This window comes from Frigoribacterium sp. VKM Ac-2836 (genome assembly GCF_013248995.1).
Classification (GTDB): Bacteria; Actinomycetota; Actinomycetes; order Actinomycetales; family Microbacteriaceae; genus Frigoribacterium.
The window spans coordinates 1,040,405-1,064,075 of record NZ_JABRPK010000001.1 but is presented as its reverse complement, the minus strand read 5'-3'; the positions used below and the strand labels follow the sequence as shown (position 1 = coordinate 1,064,075).

Sequence of the window (23,671 nt, the reverse complement as noted above, 5' to 3'; positions counted from 1 at the left end):
GTCGGTGGCGCCGGGTCAGCCCGCGCTGACCCGGTACACGTCGTAGACGGCGTCGATCCGCCGGACCGCGTTCAGGACACGGTCGAGATGGGTGGTGTCGCCCATCTCGAACACGAACCTGCTGAGCGCCAGCCGCTCGGTCGAGGTCGACACCGTCGCGGAGAGTATGTTCACGTGGTGTTCCGAGAGCACACGGGTGACGTCTGAGAGGAGTCCGCTGCGGTCCAAGGCCTCGATCTGGATCTGCACCATGAAGACGCTCTTGGAAGACGGAGCCCAGTCCACGTCGATCATCCGCTCCGGCTCTTTCAGCAGACCCTGGACGTTGTGGCAGTTCGCCTGGTGCACGCTGACGCCCTGACCCCGGGTGACGAAGCCGACGATCTGGTCGCCGGGCACGGGAGTGCAGCACTTGGCGAGCTTCACGAGGATGTCGGGAGCCCCGCGGACCAGCACGCCCGAGTCGCTGTTGCGGAGCGGCCGAGCCCTGCCCTGGCTGGGGAACTCGAACTCGCCCTCGTCGACCTCGGTCTGCGTGTGGACCGCCGCGAGGATCTTCTCGATGACCGATTGGGTCGAGATGTGGCCTTCGCCGACGGCTGCGTAGAGGCTGGACACATCGTCGTACCGCATCGTGGCGGCGACCTCGGCGATACTGTCTTGCGTCATCAGCTTCTGCAACGGCAAGTTCTGCTTGCGCATGGCCCGGGCGATGGCGTCCTTGCCCTGCTCCATGGCCTCGTCACGGCGTTCCTTCGTGAACCACTGGCGGATCTTGTTGCGCGCGCGGGGGCTCTTGACGAAGGCGAGCCAGTCCTGGCTGGGCCCCGAATCGGGGTTCTTCGAGGTGAAGACCTCGACGACATCCCCGCTCGAGAGGGCGCTCTCGAGAGGGACGAGGCGCCCGTTGACCTTGGCTCCCATGGTGCGGTGGCCGACCTCGGTGTGGACCGCGTAGGCGAAGTCCACCGGTGTCGCGCCCGAGGGCAACCCGATGACCTTGCCCTGGGGGGTGAAGACGTAGACCTCTTTTGCGCCGATCTCGAATCGGAGGCTGTCGAGGAACTCGCTGGGGTCGGCGGTCTCGGCCTGCCAGTCCGAGATGTGCGCGAGCCAGGCCATGTCGGTCTCGGTCTTGGCGCCGCCCTGGTCGTCGCGCCCACCGTTCATGCGCTGCTTGTACTTCCAGTGGGCAGCCACGCCGAACTCGGCGCGCTGGTGCATCTCGTGTGTGCGGATCTGGATCTCGACAGGCCGGCCCTTGGGCCCGATGACGGTCGTGTGAAGCGACTGGTACAGGTTGAACTTCGGCGTGGCGATGTAGTCCTTGAAGCGACCCGGGATGGGATTCCACCGGGCGTGGATCGAGCCGAGTACGGCATAGCAATCGCGGAGCGAGTTGACCAGGATGCGGATTCCGACGAGATCGTAGATCTCGTCGAACTCTCGACCGCGGACGATCATCTTCTGATAGATCGAGTAGTACTGCTTGGGCCGGCCCATCACGTCGCCGCGGATCTTCGTCGACTTGAGGTCGGACTTGACGGCGTTGATGACGTTCTGGACGAATTGCTCGCGCTGGGGCGTTCGTTGTTTGACCAGGTTGTCGATCTCGACGTAGAGCTTGGGATGGAGAACGGCGAACGAGAGGTCTTCGAGCTCCCACTTGATGGTCTGGATTCCGAGGCGATGGGCGAGGGGAGCGTAGATCTCGAGGGTCTCGGTGGCCTTGCGGGTCGCCGAAGCCGACTCGACGAAACCCCACGTCCGGGCGTTGTGCAGCCGATCCGCCAGTTTGATGACGAGCACCCGGATGTCTTTCGACATGGCGACGACCATCTTGCGGACGGTCTCGGCCTGGGCGCTGTCGCCGTACTTCAGCTTGTCGAGCTTGGTGACGCCGTCGACGAGCATGGCGATCTCGTCACCGAAATCGCGCTGGAGCATGGCCAAGGTGTAGTCGGTGTCTTCGACGGTGTCGTGCAGGAGCGCAGCCGCGATCGTCTTCGAGCCGATCCCGAGGTCGGCGAGGATCTGGGCCACCGCGACCGGATGGGTGATGTAGGGCTCGCCGCTCTTGCGGAGCTGGCCGGTGTGTGCCTTCTCCGCCACCGAGTAGGCCCGCTCGATGATGACGATGTCGGCCTTGGGGTGGTGCATCCGGACCGTCTTGATCAACCGATCGACGGCCCCCGCCGGCTGGCTACGAGAGAAGAGCCGAGGCAACAGCGTCCGCAACGAGGCCGTGCTCTGACCGCCGGGTGTCTCGGACGGTGCGGAGTTGTTCCGTGTGGTGATCTCGGTCACGGCAGCACCTCGTTCTCTCGGGTCGGAGGGCCGCCGGCGACCATGGTGGTCGGAGGTGGACTCCGTGGGGTCAAGGGTACCCGTCGATGGTCAGGCGCCGGACGGGCCCGCAGCGTCGTCACCCGTGACGACCGGGCCACCGGCGTCGCGCCATGCGAGCATCCCGCCGACGACGTTCTGCGCATCGACACCGATGCCGCGGAGCGCGTCCGTCGCCCTTGCGGAACGCATTCCCGAGTGGCAGACGACCAGGACCGGGCGGTCGGTCGGAACCTCGGCGACTCGGTCGGTCAACTCCGAGAGCGGGATCGACGTCACACCGGGCGCGTGCCCCTCGACCCATTCGTGCTGTTCTCGCACGTCGAGGACGTACGCGCCTGCGGCCAGGGCGTCGACGGCCTCGCCCGCCCCGACCTCGGGTCGACGCTCGTCGCCGATCATGCGCCCACGGTCTCGTCGACGGTGAGGGGCTCGGTCTTCTGCGCCTCGAGCTTGCGGGCGTCACGCTTCGCGATGTCCGGTTCACGGAGGCGGAGTGTGGCGTAGAGCGGCGAGGCGATGAAGATCGTCGAGTAGGTGCCGACCAGGATGCCGATGAACAGTGCCAGCGAGATGTCGCGGAGCGTGCCGGCCCCGAGGACGAACGCACCGATGAAGAGGATGGCCGCGACGGGGAGGAGCGCCACCACGGACGTGTTGATCGACCGGACGAGCGTCTGGTTGACGGCCAGGTTCACCGACTGTCCGAACGTCCGTCGGGACCCCTCGCCGTCGTCGGCCGTGTTCTCTCGGATCTTGTCGAACACCACCACGGTGTCGTACAGCGAGTAGCCGAGGATCGTCAGGAAGCCGATGACGGCCGCCGGCGTCACCTCGAAGCCGACGATTCCGTAGATGCCCGCCGTCAGCACGAGGTCGTGCAACAGAGCGGCCATGGCCGCGAGCGACATCTTCCAGGTGCGGAAGTAGAGCGTCATGCCGATGGCCGCGAGGATCAGGAAGATCACGAGCCCCTTGATGGCCTGGCTGGTGATGTCGGCGCCCCACGAAGCTCCGATGAAGGAGGAGGTGACCCGGTCGTCGGGGACGTCGTAGGCGGTGGCCAACGCGTCGGCGACGTCGTTCGTCTGTGCTGCCTCGAGCTGGGAGGTCTGAACACGGATGGTGTCGGTGCCCACCTGCGTGACCCGGGGGTTGGAGCCCGGGACGACCTCGTCCACCGTCGTCGAGGCGACGTCCTGGTCGAGTTCGGCCGGTTGGGCGACCTGGAACTCCGACCCGCCGGTGAACTCGATGCCGAAGTGGAACCCACCACGAAGGAAGGGAACGGTGACCGAGATCAGGATGACGAGGGCTGCGATCCAGTACCAGCGGCGGCGGTGACCGACGATGTCGTAGGACCGGGCGCCCGTGTAGAGGTCGTTACCGAACTTCGAGAAACTGGCCATCAGGAGTCCTTCTTCCCTTCACCGGCGGTCGACGAATCGACTCGCTCGGTGGTCTTCTCGGCGGCTTTGCGCTCGGCGATGGTCTGACGTTTGACGGCCTCGCGACCGCCCGCCCCCTTGCGGTCGGCGACGGCCGGGGTACGGAACTGAGCACGACCCCGGTAGACGGCGCCGAGGGCCCGTGGGTTGAGACCGCTGAACGAGTGCCCCTCTCCGAAGAACCGCGTCCGGGCGATCAACTGCAGCATGGGGTGCGTGAACAACGAGACGACGATGAGGTCGATCACGGTGGTGATGCCCAGGGTGAGCGCGAACCCCTTGACGTTGCCTACCGCGAGGATGAACAGCGTGATGGCCGCGAGGAAGTTGACGGTGTCGGACGCCACGATGGTGCGGATGGCTCGCTTCCAACCCGATTCGACCGCGCTCTCGAGAATGCGACCGTCGCGGAGCTCGTCACGGATGCGCTCGAAGTAGACGATGAAGGAGTCGGCCGTGATGCCGATCGCCACGATGAGGCCGGTCACCCCCGCCAGGGAGAGACGATAACCCTCGCGCCACGACAGGATGGCGATGACCAGGTAGGTGAGCACGGCGGCGATCACGAGCGAGAGAACCGTCACGAATGCGAGCGCCCGGTACTGGATGAGCGAGTAGATCACGACCAGGATCAGACCGATGAGTCCGGCGATCAGACCGCTCACCAACTGGGTCTGCCCCAGCGTCGCGGTGATCGTCTCGTTGCTCTGTACCGAGAAGCTCAAGGGCAGGGCGCCGAACTTCAGCTGGTCGGCGAGGGTCTTCGACGAGTCCTGCGTGAACTGGCCCGTGATCTGGGCCCTGCCGTCCGTGATGGCGGCGTTCGCGGACGGCGCCGTGATCACCTGGTTGTCGAGGGTGACGGCGAACTGGTTCTGGGGGGCCTGCAGCGAGACGAGACGAGAGGTGACGTCGGCGAACCGGTCGGTGCCCTGCCCGTCGAATTCGAGGTTGACGGCCCAGGTGTTGGTCGAGTTGCCCTGCGAGTCGGCAGCGAGGCCGTTGGTGGCATCGCTGATGTCCGAGCCCTGCACCTCGACCGGGCCGAGGATGTACTTGGCGGTGCCGTCGGTGGAGCAGGTCACGAGCGGTTCGTCGTCGCGGGCGGTCGCCAGGTCGTTCTCGGCTGCGCAGTCGTAGTTCTGGTACAGGTCGGCGAGCTGGGGGGTGATCCATGCCAGATCGGACCCGTCGGTCGGAGACGCGGTGGGGGTGCTCTCGAGATCGGGGTTCGGCGTGTAGGGCGTGGCGGACGGGCTGGCAGTGGCGCCCTCGCCTTCTCCGCCGACCGCGGCGTTCGACACGGCCTCGGTGTAGAGCACGGGGCGGAAGGTCAGCTTGGCGGAGGCCTCGATGCGCTCGAGGGTCGCGTTGTCTGGCCGCCCCGGGATGGAGACGACGATGTTCTGCGTGCCCTGCTTGGTGATCTCGGATTCCGAGACACCCGCCGAGTCGATCCGCTGACGGATGATCGTGACGGCCTGGTCGAGCTGCTGCGACGACACCGTCTCACCGCCTTGCAGCTGGGCGGCCAGGGTGATCTGGGTCCCGCCCTGCAGGTCGAGGGCGAGCTCGGGCACCCAGCTCGCTCCGTTCCACCAGCCGTCCCGACCGGAGTCGTTCAGGAGTGTGGCCGTGCCGTTCAGGGCCGTGAGGCCGGCGATGATGACCAACAACCAGGTCAGGGATCGTATTGCTTTCTTCACCGGCGTCGAGCGTGCCACGGAGGAACTCTGCTTTCTCATGGGAGCGCGCGCCCACCCGGAGCGCGCGCCGTGGATCGGACCCGACCGCGCACGGCGGTCGGGGCGGTCGTCAGGTCAGGCCTTGTTGTCGGAGTCTTTGGTGACGGTCGAGTCGACCGGCGTGGACGTCCCGCGCTCACCGAACTCGGGCGCGTCGTCGATGACGCGGTCGTGCTCGGCGGAGCCCTGGGTCAGTGAGTCGGCGTCGTCGGCGACGGGCTCGTCGATGACCGGCTCGACGACACGCCCGAGGGTCTGACGGTGGACCTTGAGGATCGTGCCCGGTGAGACCTCGACCTCGGCCACGTTGTTCTCGTCGTCGATGGAGACGACGGTGCCGTAGACACCGAACGAGAGCATGACCTCGACGCCGGGGACGAGCTTGTTCTGCAGTTCGGCCTGCTGGCGGTCGCGCTTCTTCTTGTTGCGGAACATGAAGACGACGAGGACCACCAGGAGGAGGACCATGATGAGGGTTGCGGGATCCATACGGAACTCCCTTTCGCTGTTGGGGGTGTGGGCCGAGCGGGACTCGCCTCAGTGAGCGACGTCCTCGGACCTGCAGGAATTATAGGTCATCGCCGAAGAGCGCCCCTGAAGCGTGCGCCAGACCGAAGTGCCGCCAGGCCTCGGGAGTCGCGATGCGCCCCCGGGGCGTGCGGGTCAGCAGTCCGACGCGGACGAGGAACGGCTCGACGACGGACTCGATCGTGTCGGCCTCTTCTCCCACCGAGACCGCGAGCGTGTTGAGGCCGACGGGTCCACCCCCGAAACGGGTCAACACCGTGCGGACCACCTCGCGGTCGAGCCGGTCGAGCCCCAGGGAATCGACGTCGTAGAGGTCGAGAGCCTCGCGCACGGTGGCCAAGTCGGCGTCCCGACCGTGGACGAGCGCGTAGTCGCGCACGCGCCTCAGCAGTCGGTTCGCGATGCGGGGCGTCCCGCGGCACCGCCCGGCGATCTCGGCCAAGGCCGTCCCCTCGACGTCGACGCCGAGCAGCGTGGCCGCGCGGCGGAGGACCTCGGTCAGTTCGGCCTCGTCGTAGAACTCGAGGTGGGCCGTGAACCCGAACCGGTCGCGCAACGGATTCGGCAGCAGGCCGCTTCGGGTCGTCGCCCCCACGAGCGTGAAGGGCGACAGTTCGAGCGGGATGCTGGTCGCGCCCGCCCCCTTGCCCACCATGATGTCGATGCGGTAGTCCTCCATCGCGAGGTACAGCATCTCTTCGGCCGGTCGAGCCATGCGGTGGATCTCGTCGATGAACAGGACCTCGCCCGGTACGAGCGCCGAGAGGACGGCGGCGAGGTCACCGGCGTGCTGGATGGCGGGGCCCGACGACATGCGGAGCGGCCGTGCCCCCTCATGGGCCACGATCATGGCCAGGGTCGTCTTGCCGAGCCCGGGCGGACCCGCGAGCAGGATGTGGTCGGGGGTCCGACCCTGCATGGTCGCGGCCTTGAGAAGCAGCTCGAGCTGACCCCGCACCTTCGTCTGCCCGACGAACTCACCGAGCGAGGTGGGTCGCAGCGCCCCTTCGAAGGCCAGTTCGGCCTCGGACTCGAGGGTCGGACGGGTCAGGTCGTCGTCGCTCACGCGCGGGCCCCGGCGGGCTTCTGCGGCCCCAGATGACCGAGAGCGGCGCGCAGCAGCTGCGGCACGGCCAGTGCGACGGCGTCACCCCGGTCGGCCACGACGACGTCGATGGCGGACTGGGCCTCGCGCTCGGACCAGCCGAGGCCGACCAGCGCGACGAGCACGTCGGCGGCGGTCGTGGAGGCGGCCGTGACGGTGGGGGCCGAGGGTGCCACATCGAGCTTGCCGGCCAACGACAGGACGATCAGCTTCGCCGTCTTGGGGCCGATGCCCGAGACACGGCGGAACGCCGCGTCGTCGTCGTCGGCCACGGCTGTCGCCACCTGATGCGGGGTGAGCGTCGAGAGCACGCCCTGGGCGGATTTCGGCCCGACACCCGTCACGCTGCGCAGGAGGTCGAAGACCTCGAGTTCTTCCCGGTCGGCGAACCCGAAGAGCGAGAGGTCGTCTTCTCGGACGATCAACGCCGTGTGCACGAGCGCCTGATCGCCGACGTGGACCGTCAACGCGAGCTGTGGGGTGACCGAGACCCTGAGGCCCACCCCGCCGACCTCGACCACGATAGACGTGCCGGACGCGGACAGGACGGTACCGCGGACAGTCGAGATCATGCCCCCAGCCTAGGAGTGCGCACCGACTTCTCGGCGTCGCGCCACGCTCGCTGGGCGGGCGTCAGCGACCCCGAGGAGGCGCGGGCCGCGACGGGCGCGCCCCGCCAGGCATGGCAGATGGCCAGGGCCAGGGCGTCGGCGGCGTCCGCCGGTCGGGGGGCCTCCGCGAGACCGAGCAGCCGGGCCACCATGGAGCCGACCTGCTTCTTGTCGGCCGCGCCGTAGCCGGTCACGGCTGCCTTGACCTCGGAGGGCGTGTGGAGCGTGACGGGGATCTCGCGTTCGGCGGCCGCACGCAACGCCAGGCCACTGACCTGGGCGACTCCCATCACGCTGCGGACGTTCTGCTGGGCGAAGACGCGCTCGATGGCCATGGCGTCGGGCCGATGGGTGTCGATGAGGGCCTCGATGCCGCGTCCGAGGGTGAGCAGACGCACCTCGAGGGCCAGGTCGGGTGCGGTCCGGATGACTTGGACGTCGACGAGGGTCGCTCGACGGTGGGCGTCGACCTCGACCACCCCCACCCCGCACCGGGTGAGCCCGGGGTCGATGCCGAGCACCCGGAGCGTCACCGCCGCGACCTACTCTTCGTCGTCGAGCGCGGCCTGCACCTCGGCGGGGACGTCGTGGTTCGCGTAGACGTTCTGGACGTCGTCGTCGTCGTCGAGCGCGTCGATGAGGCGGAAGACCTTACGGGCCGTCTCGAGGTCGACCTCGATCTTGAGCCCGGGGACGAACTCGATGTCGGCCGAGTCGTAGTCGATGCCTGCCTCTTGCAAGGCCAACCGTGCCGGCACGAGGTCGGACGCCTCGGTGACGATCTCGAAGCCCTCGCCACGGTCGGTGACCTCTTCGGCACCGGCATCGAGGACGGCGGTGAGGACGTCGTCCTCGGTGAGGTCGCCGGTCTTCATCACGGCGATGACACCCTTGCGGCTGAAGTTGTAGGCGACGCTGCCGGGGTCGGCCATGGTGCCGCCGTTGCGCGACATCACGGTACGGACGTTGGCGGCAGCTCGGTTCTTGTTGTCGGTCAGGCACTCGATCAACAAGGCGACACCATTGGGGCCGTAGCCCTCGTACATGATCGTCTGGTAGTCGACGCTCTCACCGCTGAGGCCCGCGCCACGCTTGACGGCACGATCGATGTTGTCGTTGGGGACCGAGGTCTTCTTGGCCTTCTGGACGGCGTCGACCAGCGTCGGGTTGCCCGACATGTCGGCCCCACCCTGCTTGGCCGCGACCTCGATGTTCTTGATGAGCTTGGCGAACGACTTGGCACGACGGCTGTCGATGACGGCTTTCTTGTGCTTGGTCGTTGCCCACTTGGAATGCCCGGACACGGTGCTCCTTCAAATGCTGACGTGGATCTCGACGAGTCTACCGTGACGCCCGTGCTCGGGCCTTGTCGAGGAAACGCGCGTGGAACCTGAGGTCGTCGGTGACCTCGGGGTGGAACGAGGTGCCCATCAGCGGTCCCTGTTCGACGGCGACGACGCGGCCGTCGCCGAGGACACCGATGGCCGTCGCGGCCGGGCCGACCTCGTCGACCACCGGCGCGCGGATGAAGATGGCGTGTACCGGCGGACCGTCGAGGACCGGGACTTCGACGTCGGTCTCGAAGGAGTCGGTCTGCGAGCCGAAGGCGTTGCGCCGGACCGACACGTCGAGCCCACCGAGGCTTCGCTGACCGGGGGTGCCGTCGAGGATGCGGTCGGCCAGCATGATGAGCCCGGCGCACGTGCCGTAGACGGGCAGCCCCGAGCCGATGGCCCGACGGAGTGGCCCGTCCAGGTCGAAGGTGCGTGAGAGTTTGTCCATGACGCTCGACTCGCCGCCCGGGATCACGAGCCCGTCGATCTCGTCGAGCTCGGACGCACGTCGTACCGGAACCGCGACGGCTCCGAGCGAGGTGAGGACGGCCAGGTGCTCGCGGAAATCACCTTGCAGCGCGAGGACACCCACGCGTGGGGCTCGACCGGAGGTCATCGACGAACTGGCCGCCGCGTCACCAGCCACGCTCGGCGAGGCGGTGCGGTGCAGGGAGGTCGGGGACGTTGATGCCCACCATCGCCTCGCCGAGGCCGCGGGAAGCATCGGCGACGACCTGGGGGTCGTCGAAGAACGTGGTCGCCTTGACGATCGCCTTGGCACGTTCTGCCGGATTGCCCGACTTGAAGATGCCCGAGCCGACGAACACGCCGTCGGCCCCGAGCTGCATCATGAGGGCTGCGTCGGCGGGCGTGGCGACGCCGCCGGCGGTGAACAGGACGACGGGCAGTTTGCCGGTCTCGGCGATCTCTTTGACGAGTTCGAAGGGAGCCTGCAGCTCTTTGGCCGCCACGTAGAGTTCGTCGGCCTTGAGGCCGCGCAACTGGGCGATCTCTTTCGAGATCGTGCGGATGTGCTTCGTGGCCTCGGACACGTCGCCCGTGCCGGCCTCACCCTTGGAGCGGATCATGGCCGCACCCTCGGTGATGCGACGCAAGGCCTCACCGAGGTTGGTGGCGCCACAGACGAAGGGGACGGTGAAGTTCCATTTGTCGATGTGGTTCACGTAGTCGGCCGGGCTCAGGACCTCGGACTCGTCGATGTAGTCGACACCGAGGGTCTGCAGGATCTGCGCTTCGACGAAGTGGCCGATGCGGGCCTTCGCCATGACGGGGATCGAGACGGCCGCGACGATCTCGTCGATCATGTCGGGGTCGCTCATGCGGGCCACGCCCCCCTGCGACCGGATGTCCGCGGGGACGCGCTCGAGCGCCATGACCGCGACGGCACCGGCGTCTTCGGCGATCTTCGCCTGCTCGACGTTGACGACGTCCATGATGACGCCGCCCTTGAGCATCTCGGCGAGACCGCGCTTGACGCGGCTCGAACCGGTGGTGGAAGAGGGGCTGGAGGCAGGTGTCGTGTCGCTCATGATGGCCCCCATCTTAGGCCCGATCAGGGTGAGGGCGACGCCGTCGGGGCCTGATCGGCGTCGGCGGTCGGCCACGCCTCGGCGACCGCGCGCCGGACGTCGCCGAGGAGGTGGGTGACGGCCTTGGTCTGCGCGATGATCGGGAAGAAATTCGAGTCGCCGCCGTACCGCGGAACGACGTGCTGGTGGAGGTGAGCGGCGATCCCCGCCCCGCCTACCTGCCCCTGGTTCATGCCGATGTTGAACCCCTGCGCGTGGGACACGCGTGTGAGGACCCGCATGGCGATCTGCGTCAGGGACGCCATCTCGGCGACCTCGTCGGAGGTGGCGAGGTCGTAGGTCGAGACGTGCCGGTAGGGGCAGACCAGCAGGTGTCCGGGGTTGTACGGGAAGAGGTTGAGCAGCACGTAGGCGTGCTGGCCCCGCGCCACGATGAGGGCCTCGTCGTCCGACCGCGACGGCGCACTGCAGAAGGGGCAGGAATCGTCGTGGGCATCGTGACCGGCCTCGACGTAGACGGCGCGGTGCGGAGTCCAGAGGCGCTGGAACGCGTCAGGGGCCGCGGCGAAGTCGGCGGACGACTCGGCCGGTGTCCCCTCGGCACCCACCCTCAGACCTGGACCTTGGTCTCGATGGCCGTGACGATCTTGGCGATCGCCTCGTCGAGGGGCACACCGTTCTCTTGCGACCCGTCGCGGTAGCGGAAACTGACCGCGCCGGCCGCCCGGTCGTCTTCTCCGGCGATGAGCTGGAACGGCACCTTGGCCTTGGTGTGCGTGCGGATCTTCTTGGGCATGCGGTCGTCACTGTGGTCGACCTGGGCTCGCACCCCGACCTCGCGGAGGCGCGCGACGACGTCGTCGAGGTAGTCGCCGTACTCGTCGGCGACGGGGATCGCCACGACCTGCACGGGGGCCAGCCAGACGGGGAACGCCCCCGCGTAGTGCTCCGTGAGCACACCGAAGAACCGCTCGATCGAGCCGAACAGTGCCCGGTGGATCATGACCGGTCGCTGCCGCGACCCGTCGGCCGCCGTGTACTCGAGGTCGAATCGCTCCGGCAGGTTGAAGTCGAGCTGGACGGTGGACATCTGCCAGGTGCGACCGATCGCGTCACGTGCCTGGACCGAGATCTTCGGCCCGTAGAACGCCGCACCGGCCGGGTCGGGCACGAGTTCGAGCCCGGTCTCTTCGGCCACCTGTCGCAGTGTCGCCGTCGCCTCGTCCCAGGTGGCGTCGTCACCGACGTACTTCTCGGGGTCCTTCGTGGACAGCTCGAGGTAGAAGTCGTCGAGGCCGTAGTCGCGCAGCAGGCTGAGCACGAAGTCGAGCGTGCCCTTCAGCTCGGCGGCCATGTCGTCGCGTGTCGTGAAGATGTGGGCGTCGTCCTGGGTCATGCCGCGCACACGGGTGAGGCCGTGGATGACACCGGACTTCTCGTTGCGGTACACCGTGCCGAACTCGAACAGGCGCTGGGGCAGGTCTCGGTAGGACTTGGCAGACGACCGGTAGGCCAGGATGTGCATCGGGCAGTTCATCGGCTTGAGGTAGTAGTCCGCACCCTGACGGGTGATCTCGCCCTCGTCGTTGCGTGCCTCGTCGAGGTGCATCGCCGGGAACATGCCGTCTTTGTACCAACCGAGGTGACCCGAGGTCTCGAACAGGGCCGCCTTGGTGATGTGCGGCGTGTAGACGAACTCGTAGCCGGCCTTCTCGTGCCGCTCGCGCGAGTAGTCCTCCATCTGGCGGCGGATGATGCCGCCCTTGGGGTGGAAAATCGCCAGGCCCGAGCCGATCTCGTCGGGGAAGGAGAAGAGGTCGAGTTCGGCGCCGAGCTTGCGGTGGTCACGCTTGGCGGCTTCCTCGAGCCGGGCCTGATAGGCGCGCAGATCGTCCTTGGTGGGCCAGGCCGTGCCGTAGATCCGCTGCAACTGGGGGTTCTTCTCGGAACCGCGCCAGTAGGCGGCCGCCACGCGCATGAGCTTCGTGGCGTTGCCGAGGAGGCGCGTGCTGGGTACGTGGGGACCGCGGCAGAGGTCGAACCAGACCACCTCACCGGTCTTGGGGTCGAGGTTGTCGTAGACCGTGAGCTCGGCGCCGCCGACCTCGACCGACTCGCCGTCCGCACCGAGGTCGTCGGCCGAACCGCCCTTGAGCCCGATCAACTCGAGCTTGAACGGCTCGTGGGCGAGCAGTTCACGGGCCTCGTCCTCGCTCACGACGCGGCGACGGAAGCGCTGGCCCTGTCGGATGATGCGCTCCATGCCCTTTTCGATCGCCTTGAGGTCGTCGGGCGTGAAGGGTTCGGCGACGTCGAAGTCGTAGTAGAAGCCGTCGGTGACGGGCGGCCCGATGCCGAGCTTGGCCTCGGGGTTGATCTGCTGGACGGCCTGGGCCATGACGTGCGCCGCCGAGTGGCGGAGGATCGCGAGCCCGTCGGGCGAGTCGACCGTGACCGGCTCGGCCACGTCGCCCGCCTGCAGCTCGGTCGCGAGGTCACGCAGTTCACCGGCCACGCGCACGGCGACGACCGCCTTGTCGGTGAACAGTTCGAACCCGGTCGTCGTCTCGGTGGCCTCGACGGCAGCGGGGCCGGACGGGGCTGGGGAGGCGGTCGGGTCGAGGTCGGTCTGGTCGGACACGGCGGTGGTTCCTATCGTCGAGGGGCGGAGACCACTTTAGCCGTCGACCGATGCTCGTCCGGTCGGCGGCCGGGAGCCAGGGCGACGGGACTCGGGACCGTTCAGGCCGCGCGCAGCTCGGTCGAACAGGCCTCGGCGGCGACCCAGGCGAGCATGCCGCACTTGACGCGCATGACGAACTTCGAGACCCCGTGGAACACCACGGCGTCGCCGAGCACCTCGTCGTCGGGCTCACCCGCTCCGCGCGATCGCATCATCTCGCGGAACTCGCCGACGAGGGCGTCGAGCTCGGCGAGGGTGCGACCGGGGGCCAGCTGGGAGAGCACCGACGCCGAGGCCATCGAGATGCTGCAGCCCGCGCCCTGCCAGCGCAGGTCGGCGACTCGGTCGGTTCCGGGCTCGAGGGCCACGCGGACGGTGATCTCGTCACCGCACGTCGGGTTGCGCTCGAAGTGCTGGGCGCCGGCCCCGGGCAGGTCGCCCTCGCCGTGCCGCGCCTTGGCGTGGTCGAGGATGACCTGCTGGTACAGGCCGTCGAGGGCCGCGCTCACCGCGCCTCCTCGGCCTTCTCGTCGTCGCCGGTCTCCGTGACGCCGAAGTAGGCACGCACCTCGGCGACCGCGGCGACGAGCCGCTCGACCTCGTCACTCGACGAGTAGAGGTACGTGCTGGCCCGCGTCGTGGCCGTCACCCCGAGACGTCGGTGCAGGGGCTGAGCGCAGTGGTGTCCGACGCGCACGGCGATGCCCTGGGCGTCGAGGAACTGGCCGACGTCGTGGGCGTGCACCCCGTCGACGACGAAGCTGGCGAGTCCCGATCGCGGCACGCCGGCGGCTGGTCCGACGACCGTGACTCCGTCGATGGCGTCGAGACCCCGGACGAGCAGGTCGGCGAGGACTTCTTCGTGCTCGCGCACCCGGTCCAGGCCGACGGCCTCGAGGTAGCGCACGGCCTCGGCCAGGGCCACGGCCTGCGACACGGGCTGCGTGCCGGCCTCGAAGCGCTGCGGGGCGGGAAGATATTCGGCGCCTTCCATCGTGACGGTCGTGATCATCGAGCCCCCGGTGCGGAAGGGCGGCAGCGCGTTCAGCAGCTCGGCCCGCCCGTAGAGCACGCCGATGCCTGTGGGCCCCAGCATCTTGTGGCCCGAGAACGCGGCGAAGTCGACGTCGAGGGCGTGCAGGTCGATCGGACGGTGGGGCGCCGACTGGCAGGCGTCGAGCACGACGAGGGCGTCGACTGCGTGCGCGAGCCCCACCAGCTCGGCGACGGGCGCGACGAAGCCGGTCACGTTCGAGACGTGGGCGAAGGCGAGGAGGCGCGTGCGGGGCCCGATGACGGAGGCCGCGTCGGCCGCGGTCCAGGTGCCGTCGTCCGCCACCGGCACGAAACGCAGTCGGACCCCCGTCGTCGCCGCGAGCTCGTGCCAGGGCACGAGGTTGGCGTGGTGTTCGGCCTCGGTCACGACGATCTCGTCGCCGGGGGCCAGGGCGAAGCGTCGGGCGGCCTCGCCACCCCGGCCGTGGGTGGCGTTCGCGACGCCGTACGCGACCAGGTTGAGCGCGTCGGTGGCGTTCGAGGTCCAGACGATCTCGTCGACGTCGGCACCGACGAAGTTGGCGACCGTCTCGCGGGCGTCCTCGTAGGCCTCGGTCGACAGGGCTGCGAGCGTGTGCGCCCCACGGTGCACGGCCGAGTTGGTCGTCTCGAGGAAGCGGCGCTCGGCGTCGAGCACGGCGGTCGGCCGTTGTGCGGTCGCCCCCGAGTCGAGGTAGGCGAGGGGCCCACCGTTGACGTCCTGCCGCAGCAGCGGGAAGTCGGCACGCAGACGGCGGGCGTCGTCGTCGGTCAGCCCGGGACGGGCGATGGATGGTGCGGAGGAGGTGGTGGTCACGATGTCCCTTCCCGTCGATCGTAGCGAGGCACCCCGAGGGTCCCGGTCTCGGCCGACACAGGACGCAACGGTCGCCGGTCGCCCGGTGTTCCCGCCCGGTGCGGCTGTGACTCCCCGTGTCACACTCGTCGCACAGGGCGGGGGTCGAGGGCCAGAGTGGTGGCGACGAACGGAGCACCCCATGACGACCACCCCCGGCCGAATCGAGACCAGCCACGCGGGAAGCCTGCCGCGCACGCCCGAACTGATCGCCGCGAACGAGGCTCGCGCCCTCGGAGAGGACGGCTTCACCCTCGAGCGCACCCCCGAGTTCGACGCCCTGCTGACCGACGCGGTCGTCGATCTCGTCCGGCGTCAGCGCGACCTCGGCATCACGATCGTCGGCGACGGCGAGTACGGCAAGGCCATGACGAGCGCGGTCGACTACGGCGCCTGGTGGTCGTACTCGTTCCAGCGCGTCAGCGGGTTGTCGTTGACCGGGTCCGACATCTTCAGCCAGCCGGCGGTGCGATCCTCTCCCGGTGACGTGCGGCTGACCTCGTTCCCCGACCGTCGCGACTGGCAGGCGTTCCACGAGGCCTACACCGACCCGACCTCGGGCATCGGCACGGGCTCGGGTGCCACTCCGTTCCCGAGCACGACGGGCCCGTTGGCCTACGTCGGCCAGGCCGCGATCGCCTCGGACGTGGCCAACCTGAAGGCGGGTCTCGAGGCGAGCGGCTCGACCTCGGGGTTCATCACGTCGTTGTCGCCGGGCAGCGGCGCCCGCATCGCGAACGACTTCTACGCCACCGACGAGGAGCACATCTGGGCCTGGGCCGAGGTGCTTCGCGAGGAGTACACGGCGATCGTCGAGGCCGGCCTCACCGTGCAGATCGACGACCCCTCGATCGCCGAGAACTGGGACCAGATCAACCCCGAGCCGAGCGGCGAGGACTACCGCGCCTTCACGCGCATCCGGGTCGAGGCGCTCAACCACGCCCTGCGCGGCCTGCCACCCGAGCAGCTGCGCTTCCACCTCTGTTGGGGCTCGTGGCACGGGCCTCACACGACGGACGTCGAGTTCCGGCACATCGTCGACCTGATGCTCGAGATCGACGCGGGCTCGTACTCGTTCGAGGCGGCCAACGTCCGTCACGAGCACGAGTGGAAGCTCTGGCGCGACGTCGAGCTGCCCGCGGGCAAGAGAATCGTGCCGGGCGTCGTCAGCCACGCCACGAACGTCGTCGAGCACCCCGAGCTCGTGGCCGACCGCATCGAACGGTTCGCCTCGGCGGTCGGGCCCGAGAACGTCGTGGCATCGACCGACTGCGGCCTCGGCGGGCGCATCCACCCGCAGATCGCCGTCGCCAAGCTGGCCTCGCTCGGTGAGGGCGCACGCATCGCGTCGCACCGTCTCTTCGGCTAGGCGCCCGCGATGACGGCGACCCGTGCCTCCCGGCCCGATGGACGAGGAGGCGCGGGTCGTCGCGCCGTCTGGTCGTCCGTCAGTCGTCGAGCGGCTTGAGCACGCGCCGGAGGAACTGCTGTGTGCGGGCCTCGCGCGGTCTCGTCAACACGTCGGCGGGTCGACCGCGCTCGACGACCACCCCGGCGTCCATGAAGAGCAGCTCGTCGGCCACCCGGCGGGCGAACTCGAGCTCGTGGGTGACGACGATCATCGTCCAGCCCTCGTCGGCCAGCTCTTTCACGACCGTGAGGACGTCGCCGACCAGTTCGGGGTCGAGTGCGGAGGTCGGCTCGTCGAAGAGCAGCAGCTCGGGCCGCAGCGCGAGCGCACGCACGATGCCCACGCGCTGCTGCTGCCCGCCCGAGAGCTCGGAGGGGTAGGCGTCGGCCTTCTCGGCGAGTCCCACCCTCGCGAGGAGCGCCTCGGCCTCGGCCCGCGCCTCCTTCGGATCGCGGCCCTGGACGCGGACGGGCCCCTCGACCACGTTCTGCAGCACCGTGAGGTGCGGGAACAGGTTGAAGTGCTGGAACACCATCGACGACCGGTCGCGCAGCGCGAGCAGGTCGCGCTTGCCGACCTTGCCGCCGAAGTCGATCGATCGACCGTCGGAGAGCGTGACGACTCCCCCGTCGGGCACCTCGAGGCTGTTCAGCGACCGCAGCACGGTCGTCTTGCCCGACCCCGAGGGCCCGATGATGGCGACGACGCGTCCCCGGCGGACCTCGAGGTCGATGCCGCGCAGCACCTCGTTCGCGCCGAACGCCTTGTGCAGGCCGCGGACGGTCAGCACGGGCGCATCGGTCGCGCCGGTGTGCCGGGGCGGGGTGACGTCAGCGGGCAACGTGGCGGTCCAATCTCTTCTCGAGGGCGTCCTGCCCGAACGACAGGATGAGGCAGATGACCCAGTAGACCAGGGCGGCCTCGAGGTAGATCAGCAGGAACTGGTTCGAGACGGTCGCGATCTGCTGCGCCTGACGGAACAGTTCGACGACGAGGATGACGCTCGCCAACGAGGTGTCCTTGACCAGGCTGATGAAGGTGTTCGAGAGTGGCGGTACCGAGACCCGGGCGGCCTGCGGAAGGATGATGCGCCGCAGGGCGAGCCCCCGCGACATGCCGATCGTGTGGGCGGCCTCCCACTGGCCCTTGGGCACCGAGAGGATCGCGGCCCGGATGACCTCGGCCGCGTACCCGCCGACGTTCAACGAGAACGCGATGATCGCGCTCGGCCAGGGATCGAGCTTGACGCCGATCGAAGGCAGACCGTAGAAGACCACGAAGAGCTGAACGAGCAGAGGTGTGCCCCGGATGATCGAGATGTACACCCGGGCGATGCCCGCGAGCACCGTCCGACCCGACAGCCGCATCAGCGCGATGACGATCGCGATGACCAGGCCGATCGCCATCGACGCGAAGGCGAGCGGGATCGACGCCACGAGCGCCCCCGACACGATCGGCCAGAGCGACCGCCAGAAGAGGTCGAGGGAGGACTGCACGCCTACTCGCTGACGTCCTGGCCGAAGTACTTCTCGCTGATCGTCGCCAGCGTGCCGTCGGCCTTCAGCTCGGCGAGGGCGTCATCGATGGCCGACACGAGGTCGTCGCTGCCCTTCGTGGTGACCAGGGCCGAACGCGAGACGTCGTCGGTGGTCGCCGCGATCTTGATGCCGGCGGCCTGGTCGGGGTTGGTCTTGACGTAGTCGAGGAAGGTCAGCTCGTCGTTGACCGTCGCGTCGATGCGGCCCTGCTCGAGCAGCGCGACCGACTGGGCCCAGCCGTCGACGACCTGGACGTCGGCGCCCGCGTCCTTGGCGGTCGTGTAGAAGTTGCTCGACTGCGACTGGGCCGTCGTCTTGCCCTCCAGGTCGGCGAGCGAGGTGATGTCGGTGTTGTCGGCGGGCGTGATCACGACACCGCGGCTGACCGTGTAGGGGATCGAGAAGTCGTACGTCGCCTCGCGCTCGTCGGTGATCGAGATCTGGTTCGCGACGAGGTCGAAGCGGCCTGCGGTGAGTCCGGCGAGCAGGGCGTCGAACTGAGTCTCCTCGAAGGTCGGGGTGACGCCGAGCTTCTCGGCGACGACCGTGGCGACGTCGACGTCGTAGCCGGTCAGCGCGCCCGCGCCACCCTCGTGGTACGTGAAGGGCTGGTAGGTGCCCTCGGTCCCGATGACGATCTCGCCCGCCGCCTGGATGTCGGAGAGGCTCTTCGCAGCGCTCGTGTCGGCGGTCGCGCTGCCGGTGGACTGGACCACCCCGTCGGTGGAGGCGGGCGCGCAGGCGGCCAGGGCGACGGCGGCGGCGGCGATGACGCCGACGGAGGCGAGGCGACGGACGGTGCGGACGGCGGTGATCTTCACGAGGGTTCCTTTGCTGCGGCTCGGGGGTCGGACGAGCCTCCCGACACTAACGCCGCGGGGGCGGGCCTGATTCCCGATGACTTCGCGTGACGTGTCGACCCTCGGGGCGGGGCGTCAGCGTCGTGCGATCGCCTCGGCGACCGAAGGCGCGCGGTCGAGACGCATGTGCCGGTGGGACACGTCGTCGGCCGAGACGGCGACGGTGCTGAGCGACAGCGACCGGAAGAGATGCCCGTCGACCAGGTCGGCTCGGACGAGCGCGTCGTCGTCCTCCGGTGGCAGGGCGCTGCTCTCCCGCAACAGGTCGAGCCACGGTGTCCAGCTGCCCTCGCCCTCGGCCGCCGTCGGAAGGGGACCCGTCGGAGGCGCGACGTCGCGGAACCGAGGGAGCCAACGGTCGACACGGGGCACGGACCGGTCGTCGGGGGCGGCGTGCGTCAGCAGGTGCACCCCGGGAGCGAGCCGGGCCGTCTCGGTGACGCTGCCGTCCCACACGGAGTGCACCGCGCCTCCTGCGTCCGCGGTGAGCAGGTTGAAGGTGCGGGTCGTCTGCGGCCCGGCCGGCAGGACGCCGTCGGCGGACGCCTTCAGAGGCAGGACGCCGCGGGTGGTCCATCCGCCGGGAGGCGGCGCGAGCGTCTCGTGACGGTTCAGCACGACGCTCGCACGGCTCGGGCCCCGGGCGGTCGCCAACCACGCGCCGCCCCCCTCACGATCGTGCACCCCGGTCACCCGCTGACCGAGGTCCGGCCACCAGGGGCCCGGCTCGTCCCAGGCGCGCTCGGGTGACTCGTCACGGAGCCCCAGGAAGACGACGGGCCAGGGCGCGCCCGGTTGGACGGCGACGACGACGGTGCACATGAGGTCCTCAGGGTGGGGGCTCGTCGGGTCGGGGGCCGACGTTCGGCCGCGGGATGCGGCATCGTGGTGGGCAACGCTACCGACCCGGCACCGGGTCGGCCGACCGCCGCATCGAACGACGAGGCCCTCCGTGACGCACGACCACCCCCGTTCCTCCCCCGCCGACGCCCCGCGTCGCCTGTCCGTCGTCGTCGGCGTCTCGGGCGGCATCGCGGCGTACAAGGCCGTCGCGGTCGTCCGCGGCCTCGTGCGGCGCGGTCACGACGTGCACGTCATCCCGACCGAGGCCGCCCTGCGTTTCGTCGGAGCGCCCACCTGGGAGGCCACGAGCCGCAACTCCGTGCACACCTCCGTCTTCGACGACGTCGCCGAGGTCCGGCACGTCGCCCTCGGACAGCGAGCCGACCTGATCGTCGTGGCGCCGGCCACCGCGCACACCCTGGCGAAGATCGCGCACGGGCTGTCGGACGACCTGCTGGGCACGACGATCCTCGCGAGCACCGCACCTCTCGTCGTCGCGCCGGCGATGCACACCGAGATGTGGCGGAACCCGGCCACGGTCGCGAACGTCGAGCTGTTGAGGTCCCGCGGCGTGACCGTCGTCGGGCCGGACGACGGTCAGCTGACCGGCGGAGACGTGGGGCCGGGCCGGCTGAGCGAGCCCGACGACATCGTCGCCGTCGCCCTCGCGCGCGTGGCCGAGCCGGCCACCGTCTCCGGCTCCCCCGCCGGCGTGCCCGGTGGGCCGGACCAGGAGGCGCGGGTCGGCGACCTGCAGGGCCTCCGGCTGGTCGTCTCCGTCGGCGGCACGCGAGAGCCCCTCGACCCCGTGCGATTCATCGGCAACCGTTCGAGCGGCCACCAGGGAGCTTCCCTCGCCCTCGGGGCGGCCCGACGTGGCGCCCGCGTCACCGTCGTCGCCGCGGCCCTCGACGGGGCCGTCCGTCAGACGCTGGACTCGGATGCCCGAATCGAGGTCGTGGACGTGAGCACCGCCCTCGACCTCGAGACGGCCATGGCAGAACGGGCCCCCGAGGCCGACGTCGTCGTGATGGCCGCCGCGGTCGCCGACTATCGGCCCGCGACCGTGGCAGACGGCAAGATCCGCAAGGACGACTCGGGCGACGAGATGACCGTGCGTCTGGTGCGCACCCCCGACGTCCTGGCCGGACTCGTCGCCCGTCGTCCGGCCGGGCAGGTGGTGGTCGGTTTCGCGGCCGAGACGGCAGGCGACCGCGCCGAACTGCTTTCGCTCGGGCGCGCGAAGCAGCGCCGGAAGGGGGCGGACCTCCTCGTGCTGAACAGCGTGGGCTGGACGACCGGTTTCGGCAGCGACGACACGGCCGTCGTGGTCATCGACGTCCACGGCGACGTGGTGTCCGAGGCCGAAGGGTCGAAGGCGGCCGTGTCCGAGACCGTGCTCGACGCGCTCGCCTTCCGTCTCGCGGCTCGTCGAGAGCCAGGCGGCGGCAGCAGTGCGCCGACGCTCACGGACGAGTCGACGGAGGCCGGAGCATGAGCCCCCGTGAGCAGGCCGACCCCCGCCTCGGCACGACCGTCGGCGATCGCTACCGTCTCGATGCCATCGTCGGCCGTGGAGGCATGGGGGCCGTCTACCGGGCCAAGGACCTCGAACTCGGTCGGGACGTCGCCGTCAAGCTCTTCTCCTCGGACGGGCACGACGTCCACGACCTCAGCCGTCAGGTCAGCGAGGTGCGCCTCCTCGCCTCGCTCAACCACCCGGGGCTCGTGACGCTCTACGACGCCCGCGTGGAGGGCGACGGCCACGACGACGACGCCTACCTCGTGATGGAGTACGTCGACGGTCCCACCTTGCAGACCGTGCTCGCCGACGGTCCGCTGACGCACGCCGAGGCCGCGGCGTTGCTCGGCGACGTCGCGGACGGCCTGGCGGCGGTGCACCGCGCCGGCGTCGTCCACCGGGACGTCAAACCCGCGAACATCCTGCTCGCGGCGCCGCACCACGAGGGCGACCCCCGACGGGCCAAGCTCGCCGACTTCGGCATCGCCTACCTGATCGACTCGACGCGGGTGACGGCCACGGGCACCCTGATGGGCACCGCCGCATTCGTCAGCCCGGAACAGGCCGAGGGGCGTCCCCCGGCCCCGGCGTCCGACGTCTACTCGCTCGGACTGGTCCTGGTCGAGGCCCTGACCGGACGGCGCGTGTTCACGGGTTCGGTCGTCGAGTCGGTCATGGCCCGCCTCACGCGCGACCCCGAGATCCCGGCCTCGATCGGGGCGGGATGGGCGGAGCTGCTGACGCGCATGACCTCGCGCGCACCCGAGGACCGTCCCGGCGCGGCCGAGGTCGCACGGGCCGCCCGCACGCTGGCGAACGAGGGTGCCGGGTCGACCGCCGCCGTCACGCGCGTCATGGCCGCTCCCGACGTCGCCACGGCGGCTCTGCCCGGTGGCGACGCACCCACCCGCGTCCTGCCCCGGGACGACGCTCGCACGCAGGTGCTCGGGGCGGGAGCGGCCTCCGGGACGGACGCCACGGGCCTCGCCGCCGACGTCGATCCGGAGGACCGTGGTCGGAAGCGTCGGCGCTGGCCACTCGTCCTGGCGGCCGTCGTCGTCGCCGGGTTGCTCGCGGCAGGCATCGGCTGGGCGGCCACCCGTGACGGTGACGTGGTCGACCCGACCCCGAGCTCGAGCCCGAGTGTCGAGACGGGCCCGTCGACGACGCCCTCCGAGTCGACGGTGGACGAGTCGCCCTCGCCGTCGGAGGACTCCACCGACGAGTCACCGGCCGACCCGACGCCGTCGGATGAGGTCAGCCCGACCCAGGAGGCGCCGGTCGAGCCGACCACGCAGCCGACGGTCGACCCCGTGACGCCCCCGACGGTGGAGGTGCCCGGTGCAGGAACCCCGGGGGGAAACAGCGGGCCCGGTAACAACGGGAACGGGAACAACGGAAACGGCAAGGGCCAAGGGAAGGGAGTCGGCCTCGGCGCGGGGACCGGCAAGCCCTAGGGGAAGGCCACGAGATGTCGCGACATGCCGCTCCCGTATCGAGGTGAGTGGCATGCCGTGACATGTGGGCAGGACCGGCGGGCTCGGCCCGGACATGACGAAAGCCCCGGCCGAGGCCGGGGCTTTCTGTGTGTGAGCGATACTGGGATCGAACCAGCGACCTCTTCCGTGTCAGGGAAGCGCGCTACCGCTGCGCCAATCGCTCATGTCTCTGCGGTCCGATGGGAAACCATCGGACCGCGCTATTCAATTACAACATCGAGTCTAGACCTAGGTCGAGATCGAATGGAGGTGGAGACGGGATTTGAACCCGCGTGAACGGCTTTGCAGGCCGGTGCCTCGCCTCTCGGCCACTCCACCATATGAGTAGCCCCCAGAGGGAGGCCACCAGTTGGTGGACCACCCTCTGGTGAGCATTACACTCGAGCGGATGACGAGATTCGAACTCGCGACCCTCACCTTGGCAAGGTGATGCGCTACCGCTGCGCCACATCCGCATTTCGCTTTGCATTTCTGCGTGCAAAAGAACAATACCCACACCCCGGGGTAGAAACCAAATCGAGAGAACTTCGTGTCTTGATCGCTCCGGGAGCGCGTCGCGAGGCTGCCCCCGGCAGCCGGCCGAATGGCATTCGAGCACTGCAATGCACTAGCATCGACGAGTCCCACACGGGCGATTGGCGCAGTTGGTAGCGCGCTTCCTTCACACGGAAGAGGTCATCGGTTCGAGCCCGGTATCGCCCACCATCACCCTCGAGAGGCCCTGCATCCGCAGGGCTTCTCGTCGTACCTGGCAGAG

Annotated in this window: 22 protein-coding genes and 4 tRNA genes; 4 read left to right on the top strand and 22 right to left on the bottom strand. The window is 69.3% G+C overall.

Annotation, left to right across the window (positions count from 1 at the left end):
• Positions 1–15: 15 nt before the first annotated feature.
• The 15 genes from HRF36_RS04950 to HRF36_RS04880 all read right to left on the bottom strand — a co-directional run bounded on the left by HRF36_RS04950 (position 16) and on the right by HRF36_RS04880 (position 15,202).
• On the bottom strand, positions 16–2,160 hold the full coding sequence (locus HRF36_RS04950) for a bifunctional (p)ppGpp synthetase/guanosine-3',5'-bis(diphosphate) 3'-pyrophosphohydrolase (protein ID WP_254281129.1): 2,145 nt from the start codon (positions 2,158–2,160) through the stop codon (positions 16–18).
• A 237-nt stretch (positions 2,161–2,397) separates the two neighbouring features.
• The gene (locus tag HRF36_RS04945; RefSeq protein ID WP_173207003.1) at positions 2,398–2,748 is read right to left on the bottom strand and encodes a rhodanese-like domain-containing protein; all 351 of its coding nucleotides are present in this window, start codon (positions 2,746–2,748) and stop codon (positions 2,398–2,400) included.
• Positions 2,745–3,755, bottom strand: a complete 1,011-nt coding sequence (gene secF / locus HRF36_RS04940) for a protein translocase subunit SecF (RefSeq protein ID WP_173207001.1) — start codon at positions 3,753–3,755, stop codon at positions 2,745–2,747. The genes HRF36_RS04945 and secF overlap by 4 nt, the downstream gene beginning before the upstream one ends.
• Positions 3,755–5,518 carry a protein translocase subunit SecD gene (gene secD, locus HRF36_RS04935; protein ID WP_173206999.1) on the bottom strand — a complete coding sequence of 588 codons (1,764 nt, stop codon included), beginning with the start codon at positions 5,516–5,518 and terminating at the stop codon, positions 3,755–3,757. Before secD ends, secF begins: the two co-directional genes overlap by 1 nt.
• Positions 5,519–5,614: 96 nt before the next feature.
• Positions 5,615–6,028: a preprotein translocase subunit YajC gene (gene yajC, locus HRF36_RS04930; RefSeq protein ID WP_173206997.1), complete on the bottom strand. Its 414-nt coding sequence runs from the start codon at positions 6,026–6,028 to the stop codon at positions 5,615–5,617.
• Between the two features lie 79 nt (positions 6,029–6,107).
• Entirely contained in the window at positions 6,108–7,133 is a 1,026-nt protein-coding gene (gene ruvB / locus HRF36_RS04925; protein ID WP_173206995.1) for a Holliday junction branch migration DNA helicase RuvB, read from the bottom strand.
• Positions 7,130–7,744: a Holliday junction branch migration protein RuvA gene (gene ruvA / locus HRF36_RS04920; protein ID WP_173206993.1), complete on the bottom strand. Its 615-nt coding sequence runs from the start codon at positions 7,742–7,744 to the stop codon at positions 7,130–7,132. The genes ruvB and ruvA overlap by 4 nt, the downstream gene beginning before the upstream one ends.
• Positions 7,741–8,316 (bottom strand): crossover junction endodeoxyribonuclease RuvC, encoded by a 576-nt coding sequence (gene ruvC / locus HRF36_RS04915; protein ID WP_173206992.1) that lies wholly within the window; start codon positions 8,314–8,316, stop codon positions 7,741–7,743. Before ruvC ends, ruvA begins: the two co-directional genes overlap by 4 nt.
• Before the next feature lie 9 nt (positions 8,317–8,325).
• The gene (locus HRF36_RS04910) at positions 8,326–9,087 is read right to left on the bottom strand and encodes a YebC/PmpR family DNA-binding transcriptional regulator (RefSeq protein ID WP_173206990.1); all 762 of its coding nucleotides are present in this window, start codon (positions 9,085–9,087) and stop codon (positions 8,326–8,328) included.
• 37 nt (positions 9,088–9,124) lie between these two features.
• A complete protein-coding gene (pdxT, locus tag HRF36_RS04905; protein ID WP_173206987.1) occupies positions 9,125–9,733 on the bottom strand; it encodes a pyridoxal 5'-phosphate synthase glutaminase subunit PdxT in 609 nt (202 codons plus the stop codon).
• Positions 9,734–9,752: 19 nt separating this feature from the next.
• Positions 9,753–10,667 (bottom strand): pyridoxal 5'-phosphate synthase lyase subunit PdxS, encoded by a 915-nt coding sequence (gene pdxS, locus HRF36_RS04900; RefSeq protein WP_173206984.1) that lies wholly within the window; start codon positions 10,665–10,667, stop codon positions 9,753–9,755.
• 23 nt (positions 10,668–10,690) lie between these two features.
• Positions 10,691–11,275, bottom strand: a complete 585-nt coding sequence (locus tag HRF36_RS04895) for an HIT domain-containing protein (RefSeq protein ID WP_371740018.1) — start codon at positions 11,273–11,275, stop codon at positions 10,691–10,693.
• A 2-nt stretch (positions 11,276–11,277) separates the two neighbouring features.
• A complete protein-coding gene (gene thrS, locus HRF36_RS04890) occupies positions 11,278–13,215 on the bottom strand; it encodes a threonine--tRNA ligase (RefSeq protein WP_217271035.1) in 1,938 nt (645 codons plus the stop codon).
• A gap of 194 nt (positions 13,216–13,409) precedes the next feature.
• Positions 13,410–13,859: a Fe-S cluster assembly sulfur transfer protein SufU gene (gene sufU / locus HRF36_RS04885; protein ID WP_173206978.1), complete on the bottom strand. Its 450-nt coding sequence runs from the start codon at positions 13,857–13,859 to the stop codon at positions 13,410–13,412.
• Positions 13,856–15,202: an aminotransferase class V-fold PLP-dependent enzyme gene (locus HRF36_RS04880; protein ID WP_371740017.1), complete on the bottom strand. Its 1,347-nt coding sequence runs from the start codon at positions 15,200–15,202 to the stop codon at positions 13,856–13,858. Before HRF36_RS04880 ends, sufU begins: the two co-directional genes overlap by 4 nt.
• Positions 15,203–15,383: 181 nt before the next feature.
• On the opposite strand from HRF36_RS04880, the gene HRF36_RS04875 reads away from it, so the two are divergent.
• A complete protein-coding gene (locus HRF36_RS04875) occupies positions 15,384–16,610 on the top strand; it encodes a cobalamin-independent methionine synthase II family protein (protein ID WP_173206972.1) in 1,227 nt (408 codons plus the stop codon).
• Positions 16,611–16,689: 79 nt separating this feature from the next.
• Here the strand turns inward: HRF36_RS04875 and HRF36_RS04870 are convergent, their stop codons facing one another.
• The 4 genes from HRF36_RS04870 to HRF36_RS04855 all read right to left on the bottom strand — a co-directional run bounded on the left by HRF36_RS04870 (position 16,690) and on the right by HRF36_RS04855 (position 19,872).
• Positions 16,690–17,493 (bottom strand): amino acid ABC transporter ATP-binding protein, encoded by an 804-nt coding sequence (locus HRF36_RS04870; RefSeq protein ID WP_217270867.1) that lies wholly within the window; start codon positions 17,491–17,493, stop codon positions 16,690–16,692.
• The gene (locus HRF36_RS04865; RefSeq protein ID WP_173206969.1) at positions 17,483–18,148 is read right to left on the bottom strand and encodes an amino acid ABC transporter permease; all 666 of its coding nucleotides are present in this window, start codon (positions 18,146–18,148) and stop codon (positions 17,483–17,485) included. The genes HRF36_RS04870 and HRF36_RS04865 overlap by 11 nt, the downstream gene beginning before the upstream one ends.
• Before the next feature lie 2 nt (positions 18,149–18,150).
• On the bottom strand, positions 18,151–19,005 hold the full coding sequence (locus tag HRF36_RS04860; protein WP_173207938.1) for an amino acid ABC transporter substrate-binding protein: 855 nt from the start codon (positions 19,003–19,005) through the stop codon (positions 18,151–18,153).
• A gap of 120 nt (positions 19,006–19,125) precedes the next feature.
• On the bottom strand, positions 19,126–19,872 hold the full coding sequence (locus tag HRF36_RS04855; protein WP_173206966.1) for an NRDE family protein: 747 nt from the start codon (positions 19,870–19,872) through the stop codon (positions 19,126–19,128).
• 178 nt (positions 19,873–20,050) lie between these two features.
• Here HRF36_RS04855 and coaBC point away from each other — a divergent pair, with 178 nt between their 5' ends.
• Both coaBC and HRF36_RS04845 read left to right on the top strand, forming a co-directional pair.
• Positions 20,051–21,391 (top strand): bifunctional phosphopantothenoylcysteine decarboxylase/phosphopantothenate--cysteine ligase CoaBC, encoded by a 1,341-nt coding sequence (gene coaBC, locus HRF36_RS04850; protein ID WP_173207935.1) that lies wholly within the window; start codon positions 20,051–20,053, stop codon positions 21,389–21,391.
• Positions 21,388–22,872, top strand: a complete 1,485-nt coding sequence (locus HRF36_RS04845) for a serine/threonine-protein kinase (RefSeq protein ID WP_173206950.1) — start codon at positions 21,388–21,390, stop codon at positions 22,870–22,872. Before coaBC ends, HRF36_RS04845 begins: the two co-directional genes overlap by 4 nt.
• Before the next feature lie 133 nt (positions 22,873–23,005).
• On the opposite strand, the gene HRF36_RS04840 is transcribed toward HRF36_RS04845, so the two are convergent.
• The 3 genes from HRF36_RS04840 to HRF36_RS04830 form a co-directional block, all read right to left on the bottom strand.
• A tRNA-Val gene (locus HRF36_RS04840) sits at positions 23,006–23,077 on the bottom strand.
• An 81-nt stretch (positions 23,078–23,158) separates the two neighbouring features.
• A tRNA-Cys gene (locus tag HRF36_RS04835) sits at positions 23,159–23,232 on the bottom strand.
• A 65-nt stretch (positions 23,233–23,297) separates the two neighbouring features.
• A tRNA-Gly gene (locus HRF36_RS04830) sits at positions 23,298–23,369 on the bottom strand.
• A 174-nt stretch (positions 23,370–23,543) separates the two neighbouring features.
• Between HRF36_RS04830 and HRF36_RS04825 the strand changes: the two genes are divergently transcribed.
• Positions 23,544–23,619, top strand: a tRNA-Val gene (locus HRF36_RS04825).
• The last annotated feature ends 52 nt before the right edge of the window (positions 23,620–23,671 follow it).

Excerpts from the sequence above, each read along its gene's own strand:
- yajC (WP_173206997.1), bottom strand. The coding sequence starts at position 6,028 with ATGGATCCCGCAACCCTCATCATGGTCCTCCTCCTGGTGGTCCTCGTC.
- secF (WP_173207001.1), bottom strand. The coding sequence starts at position 3,755 with ATGGCCAGTTTCTCGAAGTTCGGTAACGACCTCTACACGGGCGCCCGG.
- HRF36_RS04945 (WP_173207003.1), bottom strand. The coding sequence starts at position 2,748 with ATGATCGGCGACGAGCGTCGACCCGAGGTCGGGGCGGGCGAGGCCGTC.
- pdxT (WP_173206987.1), bottom strand. The coding sequence starts at position 9,733 with ATGACCTCCGGTCGAGCCCCACGCGTGGGTGTCCTCGCGCTGCAAGGT.
- HRF36_RS04950 (WP_254281129.1), bottom strand. The coding sequence starts at position 2,160 with ATGCACCACCCCAAGGCCGACATCGTCATCATCGAGCGGGCCTACTCG.
- HRF36_RS04845 (WP_173206950.1), top strand. The coding sequence starts at position 21,388 with ATGAGCCCCCGTGAGCAGGCCGACCCCCGCCTCGGCACGACCGTCGGC.
- HRF36_RS04855 (WP_173206966.1), bottom strand. The coding sequence starts at position 19,872 with ATGTGCACCGTCGTCGTCGCCGTCCAACCGGGCGCGCCCTGGCCCGTC.
- HRF36_RS04875 (WP_173206972.1), top strand. The coding sequence starts at position 15,384 with ATGACGACCACCCCCGGCCGAATCGAGACCAGCCACGCGGGAAGCCTG.
- ruvA (WP_173206993.1), bottom strand. The coding sequence starts at position 7,744 with ATGATCTCGACTGTCCGCGGTACCGTCCTGTCCGCGTCCGGCACGTCT.
- pdxS (WP_173206984.1), bottom strand. The coding sequence starts at position 10,667 with ATGAGCGACACGACACCTGCCTCCAGCCCCTCTTCCACCACCGGTTCG.